General features: G+C 61.6%; 7 protein-coding genes. All 7 read right to left on the bottom strand.

The window, feature by feature from the left end; genetic code table 11:
• Positions 1-139 precede the first annotated feature (139 nt).
• Complete coding sequence (locus FJ319_14125) at positions 140-709, bottom strand: hypothetical protein (protein ID MBM3935402.1); 570 nt, start codon at positions 707-709, stop codon at positions 140-142.
• Between the two features lie 87 nt (positions 710-796).
• The gene (locus FJ319_14130; protein ID MBM3935403.1) at positions 797-949 is read right to left on the bottom strand and encodes an LPXTG cell wall anchor domain-containing protein; all 153 of its coding nucleotides are present in this window, start codon (positions 947-949) and stop codon (positions 797-799) included.
• A gap of 12 nt (positions 950-961) precedes the next feature.
• Positions 962-2,494: a bifunctional phosphoribosylaminoimidazolecarboxamide formyltransferase/IMP cyclohydrolase gene (purH, locus tag FJ319_14135; GenBank protein ID MBM3935404.1), complete on the bottom strand. Its 1,533-nt coding sequence runs from the start codon at positions 2,492-2,494 to the stop codon at positions 962-964.
• 122 nt (positions 2,495-2,616) lie between these two features.
• Complete coding sequence (locus FJ319_14140; protein MBM3935405.1) at positions 2,617-3,645, bottom strand: phosphoribosylformylglycinamidine cyclo-ligase; 1,029 nt, start codon at positions 3,643-3,645, stop codon at positions 2,617-2,619.
• Between the two features lie 12 nt (positions 3,646-3,657).
• The gene (locus FJ319_14145; GenBank protein MBM3935406.1) at positions 3,658-5,088 is read right to left on the bottom strand and encodes an amidophosphoribosyltransferase; all 1,431 of its coding nucleotides are present in this window, start codon (positions 5,086-5,088) and stop codon (positions 3,658-3,660) included.
• A gap of 125 nt (positions 5,089-5,213) precedes the next feature.
• Complete coding sequence (locus tag FJ319_14150) at positions 5,214-6,014, bottom strand: hypothetical protein (GenBank protein ID MBM3935407.1); 801 nt, start codon at positions 6,012-6,014, stop codon at positions 5,214-5,216.
• A gap of 18 nt (positions 6,015-6,032) precedes the next feature.
• Positions 6,033-6,757 (bottom strand): aldo/keto reductase (locus FJ319_14155; protein ID MBM3935408.1); only part of this gene is annotated, 725 nt, incomplete at its 5' end.

Raw genomic sequence — 6,757 nt, forward strand, 5'->3', positions numbered from 1 at the left:
CGCTCGCTGACACCCATCAGCTCAGCGGCCTTACTTGCCTCGCAACGCCCCTCCAGAACAAGGTTCAGTATCTGTGCTCTCTTCGCTTCTCGCTCGGTCAAATGTAGTCCTCTCATGGACTGACATATTCACTGAGCAGTTACCTACTGACAATATCACTGAGCAAAGACACAATTGTCGTCCCGTCCTTGACAGGCTCCGCGCTGTGTCGTATCTGGGCGTGCGCGCGGGGCACAACCATATCGCAGACCCGCAATTTCCCGTTATCCATGTAGTTTATGTCCATGACCTCCAGGAATTGCTGACTGTATTCCTTAAAGACTCCGACATGTTCGACCACAACTCCTGACGGGGAAGTAACCTCCATTACCACGCGCAATCCTATATGGCGCTCCAGGATGGGATCGAAGGAGCCGTTCCACATTCCCATGGCCTCGCTCTGGACCTTGGTGACGTACTTGTGCTGGTATGACATTGCGTTGAGGGCAGGGTTGAGGGCCTTGCCCTGCGCGAGCGCCGTCCCCAGCGCCTCGGTGACAGAGTCCCTGACGGTATTGAGAGTGTTCTTTGTCCACCGGAGGCTTCGGCGTACAGGGTTGGGGCGATATGACTTGGCAAGACTCTTCTTGCGCCGTTCTATGTTCGCCTGCGAGATGTCGTCGAGGAACCTGAACAGTATGAAGATATTGGGGAACTCTTCTTTGTACATAATGAAGCTCGTCTCGAAGTGATCGTCATCGAGGTAGTTTGAGCGGTACCTGAATTCGACTCCGGAGATGTCTACCTGCAGCCTTCCCTAGACGCGTTTGCCATTCTTGTGCTGCACCGTCACGTGGTAGTTCCTGAAATCGGACAGGCAAGGGTCCTTCTTCCTTCGGGAGAAGAAGACGCCCAGGAGGCTCGAGGCCACAATCGCGACAAGCGTCCATATCAGTACCGTGCTCGACATATATCCTGAACCCTAGTGAGTGAAGTGGCGCACTCCAGTCAATACCATTGCAACGCCAAGACGGTTCGCGGTATCGATCATATCCTGATCGAGCTTGGAGCCGCCAGCCTGAGATATAGCGACAATACCGCCCTGGTGGGCAAGCTCCACGTTATCGACGTTAGGCAGGAATGCGTCCGACGCCATCACGCTGCCCTTCGCCTTTGCGCCGGAGCTGCGCAGCGCCAGGTGGATGCTCGTCACCCGGTTAGGCTGGCCCGCGCCCATGCCGACCATCGTCCTCTCCTTCGCTAGCACCACGGCGTTGGACTTGATGTGCGGGAGTACCTTCGTGGCGAAGTGGAGGTCGGAGATCTGTTCGGCCGTCGGCCTGACGTTGGTGACGACCTTCCAGGTGGAGAAGTCCTCTTCCTTGTTGTCCGCGGTCTGGAGAAGGGCGCCGCCCGATACGAGGCGCACTTCCAGGTCGTTCAGTGACCCCGTGGAGCGCTGCACTTTGAGAACGCGGGTGTCCTTGTTGCGCTTGCGGAAGATCGCCAGCGCCTCCGGCTCATAGTCCGGCGCGACGATGATGTGGTACAGCACGCCCTTCATGGCAGCCGCGGTTTCCGTCGTTACCGCAGTGTTGAAGCCCACAATGCCGCCGTAGGCGGAAATCGGGTCGCCCGCGAGGGCGTTGCGGTACGCCTGCGCCTGGTCGGCGTGGATTGCCACGCCGCAAGGGTTGGTGTGCTTGACTATGCAGACGGCAGTAGACGCAAATTCCTTAACCGTTTTCCAGGCCGCCTCGGCATCCAGGTAGTTCGTGTAAGACATCTCCATGCCGTTGAGCTGCTCTGCCCGGACGATGCCGCCGGCCGCCAGCGGATCGGCGTACACAGCGCCTCTCTGGTGGGGGTTCTCGCCGTAACGGAGGTCGCCGAGTTTCGTGAAGCCAAGGCCGACCTCAGCGGCGAATGGGTCTGCGCTTTCGCCCAGGTACCTGGAGACTGCGGAATCGTAGACGGAGACGTGCTGGAAGGCCTTTCGGGCCAGCGCCTTGCGCTCTTCCAGCGCGATTGCCCCGGCGCCGCCGGAGGCGATACGCTCCGCAATCCAGCCGTAGTCCGCGGGGTCCACGACGACGATCACGTCCGGGAAGTTCTTCGCGGCCGCACGTATGATAGTGGGCCCGCCGATATCGATGTTCTCAAGCGCATCGTCCAGCGTTACGCCAGGTCGGGAGACAGTCTGAACGAACGGATAGAGATTAACGGCTACGAGGTCGATAGAATCGATCCCGTGCTCCGCCATCTGCGATGTGTGACTCTGAAGACTGCGGCGGGCCAGTATGCCGCCATGGACCTTCGGGTGTAGAGTCTTGACGCGGCCGTCCAGTATCTCAGGGGAGCCGGTGTATTCGGAAACCTGCTGCACGGAGATGCCCGCCCCTGAAAGCTCCTTACCTGTGCCTCCGGTGCTCAGGATGCCGAAACCGGCCTTCGAAATGGACCGGGCGAATTCCACAAGGCCCGCCCGGTTGTAAGCGCTCAGCAAAGCCTTCATCAGTCGTCCTCGAAATGGAAGTCGGAACGGTAGTATAGAGGAAATCGGCCGCGAAAAGCGAACGGACCCGGACATCCACGCATGCTTGGGGGAACCATGTAGCTGCACAGCATGATGTGCAGCTACATCAGGGTCACGCGCCTGTCGCCCTGCTGCCGCGTCACCTCTCCTACAACCAGTGCCTCGGGGATGAGCGACCTGACGGACGCTGCGTTTTCGCGGTCGCAAACGATCACCAGGCCGATGCCCATGTTGAAGACCCGGTACATCTCCGACCACTCAACGTTGCCGCGCTCCTGGAGCGCGGTAAATATTGGCAGAACGGGCCACGCGCCCCTGTCAAAAGAAGCCGTGACGCCGTCCGGGATGGAGCGGGGCATGTTCTTGTAAAGGCCGCCGCCGGTGATGTGGGCCACGCTCTTGATGTGCTTGAGCACGGGAGCGATCACGGGGTAGTACGGCCTGTGCGGCTCCAGGAGGGCCTCGCCAAGCATGCGGCCCAGCTCCGGCACGTATTCGAAGAGGGGAGACGGGTCCTTGTCCAGGCCGAGGATATGGCGAACGAGGGAGAAGCCGTTGGTGTGCAGGCCGCTGGAAGGCACTCCGAGGAGGATATCGCCAGGCCTGACGGTAGAAACATCCAGGAGCTCGCTGCGCTCCGCGACGCCCACGGCGAAGCCCGCGATGTCGAAATCATCTTCAGCGTACATGCCGGGCATTTCGGCTGTCTCACCGCCAACGAGCGCGCAGCCGTTGGCCTTGCACGCCGTAACGATGCCGGTGACAAGCCCCTCAATGATCTCGGGCTTCATCTTGCCGAGGGCTATGTAGTCCAGGAAATAAGCGGGCTTTGCGCCGGTCATGACCACGTCATTGACGCAGGCGTTAACAACGTCCTGGCCGATGGTCTCGTACTTCTTCATCGCAATGGCGAGCTTGAGCTTGGTGCCCACGCCGTCGGTGCCGGAGACCAGGACGGGGTCCTTGTATCCTGTGAGGTGGTACATTCCGCCGAAGCCGCTCAGGCCGCCGAGGACCTGCGGCCCGTGTGTCTTCGAGGCGAGCGCCTTGATGCGCTTCTTGGTCTCAACCGCAGCGTCCAGGTCGACGCCGGCGGCCTTGTATGTCTGTGCGTCCGGGTGGGATGACATGGGTGTTGGGTGCTATACCCTGGAGCCTGCTTTTGAGGTTTCGAGGGCGAGCTTGTCCATCTCCAACTGGACGGGGATGGGGTAGTTTCCCGTGAAACACGCCATGCACACCTTGTTCCGGCCAAGCTTCACCGCGTTGATGAGGCCATCGTTGCTGAGGTAGCCCAGAGAGTCGGCGCCGACGAAGTCGCGAATCTCATCCACGGTCTTGTTCGCGGCGATAAGCTCGCGGCGCGAGGCAAGGTCCACGCCGAGGTAACAAGGGTACTTGATCGGCGGCGCGCAGATCCGCAGGTGGATCTCCTTCGCACCGCCTCTTTTGAGCAATTCCACCACGAGGGGCGTAGTTGTGCCGCGGACAATACTGTCATCTAAGACGACGAGGCGTTTTCCCTTGATGAGCTCCGGCAGCGGGTTGAGCTTCCGGCGCACGCCAAGCTCCCGCAACCGCTGGTCCGGCAGGATGAACGTGCGTCCCACGTAACGGTTCTTGACGAGGCCCTCTCCGTAGGGGATGCCGGACGCCTGGGAATAGCCCACCGCGGCGGCGGTTGCGGAGTCCGGGATGCCGATAACCATATCGGCCTCTACAGGGTGCTCCTTCGCGAGCTCAGCGCCCATTGCCATGCGGTTGCTGTATACCAGCTTTCCGTTCAGGATGCTGTCCGGCCGGGCGAAATAGATGTGCTCGAAAATGCAGCCGGCCTCCCGCGTATCTCCCGACTCACGGCGGACGATCGTCTCCAGGCCGCGGTCGCTGACCATAATCGCTTCGCCGGGCTCGATGTCGCGGATGAACGTAGCGCCGATATGGTCGAGCGCGCAAGTCTCCGAAGCGACGACCCAGCCGCCGTTGAGCTTGCCCAGGCAAAGCGGCCGCACGCCAAGGGGATCGCGGATGGCAAACAGGGCATCCTTTGTCATTACTGCCAGGGAGTACGCGCCCTTAGTGCGGCGCATCATGTACTTGATGCGGCCTTCCCAGGTTGCCGCCGGCGCGTTGGAGATCAGGTGGGCGATAACTTCGGAGTCACTGGTGGTGTTGAATTTGAGGCCCCAGCCCAGGAGCTCTGCCTTCAGCTCTTCAGAGTTGACGATGTTGCCGTTATGCGCGAGGGCGATTTCTGTGTCAGGGCCGCGGGAGATAAGGGGCTGGGCGTTGGCGATGTGGCTTGAGCCGGTTGTGGAGTACCTGGTATGTCCTATGGCGATGTGGCCGGGCATCGTGGCCAGGTCGCGCTCTTCGAAGCTCTGTGACACTAGGCCCATCCGGGTCTGGACCCTTATCCTGGTGCCGTCCGCTGCGGCTATGCCGACGCTCTCCTGGCCTCTGTGCTGGAGTGCGTATATCCCAAAGAAGGCCGATCTTGCTACGTCTTCACCCGGACTGTACACCCCAACAACCCCACAAGCCTCCCGCGCAATATCGCCAGATGCAGACATTTCTGCCCCCATGTGATGTTGTCCACGACGTTTACGGGCCGGGACCGTGGACACAGATCGCAAAACCCACGTTCGAATTATAGGACGCGCCGGAAAGTACGGTCAATGGCGAAATCCGGCGAGGGTCAGGCAATACCGGCCAGGCGCAGGGGGTTCGCCTTGACCAGCACTGAGACCTGCTCTTCTGAGAGGCCCGCCTCCAGAAGCGCCGAAATCGCCATTCGCAGTCCTTCCGCCGGCGAAGGGTCCTGCCAACCGCCGAGCCCTGACGAGACGATGCACCTGGCGGCGCCTACTGCATTCACGGCCTCGGCGATATCGTCGCACGTTGCGGCGCTGGACGACGGCATGCAGGGGGCGAAGGCGAACTCAACCACCGCGCCATGGTCCGCGATGGCCTTCGCCTTTTCGATGTTCACCGGGTAGACCGCCGGGTAGATGAGGCGGCCCATCTCAAGCTGGCCGGCCGCGCGGGCCACCGCGAGCGAGTCCTCGAAGTCAGCGCCGCCGGTCGAGAGCGCGACTCCGGAATCCTTGACCACTTCCAGCACCGCCTGCGCCTCAAGGGAAAGCCGCCCACGGACGGCTATGCTGTGGGCCGCGGCATCGTAGGGCATGGAGACGAGCTTCGCGCCGAGATCGATCGCCGTCCTGGCAGCCGCGACGCTCACACCGCCCGCGGCACGGTCCAGCACGACGGCGCCCGCTACCTTCAGACCGGGGTAGATGCGGCTGAGCGCCTGGGCCATGGGGGCGGTGGAGTATTCGCCGGATACCAGCGTAAAGCCCGCAAGCTGGTACTCGTGGGCATACCGAGCGGTGTCCAGCGCATCGAAACGCCGCTGGACCTTTGAGTCTGGGACCGCGTGGACCCGGAGGTCATAGGCCCCACGCAGAATGGATTCGACCTGGTCGGTCCTGTTCACCTGTTTGCTGCGCCCCCTTTAACTTCTGAATGAGAGCCGCAGGCTACCCTGTAGCTCATCTATCTCTCTGAGGTCCCGCGGAGTGAGCTGCCAGTCGCCGGCGCGTGCGTTGTGGCGCGACTGCTCCGGCGTGCGCGCGCCCACGATGCTCGTCGTGACCGCGGGATGCGCGAGCGTCCACGCGATGGCTAGCTGGCTCAGGTCCCGGCCGTGGTCCGCCGCCCAGACCTTCAGCTTCTCCGTGAAGGCATAGATTCGCGCAAACTCCTCGCCTTGAAAGAAGGGCCAGGAGTGGCGCTCGTCGTCCGGAGGGAACACGTGGCCGGGTTTGTATTGCCCGCTCAGCAGCCCTTTGGCCATCGGCGAGAACGCCATCACGCCAATTCCGTTCTTGAGGCAGAAGGGAAGGGATGTCTGCCCTTCGTCCCGGAAAAGCATGCTGTAGCGCGGCTGCGAGCTATGAACGGGGCCGTGCTTCGTAGCCTCAGCAATCTGGTCCGGCGAGAAGTTGGAGACGCCAATGTACCTTATCTTCCCCGCGTCCCGGTGCTGGAGCAGGTGGGACATCGTCTCCTGGATAGGCCACTTCGGTTGAGGGCTATGTAGCTGATAGAGATCGATGTAGTCTGTGCCGAGCGACTTGAGGGCGGAGTCCAGGGCCTGCTGGATGTGCTGCGCCGAGTGGTCGGCGCCGGAGACTTTGGAAGTGAGGAAAAGGTCCGCGCGCCGCCCCTTGATGGCCT

The organism is SAR202 cluster bacterium (genome assembly GCA_016872355.1).
Taxonomy (GTDB): Bacteria; Chloroflexota; Dehalococcoidia; order Lucifugimonadales; family VGZY01; genus VGZY01.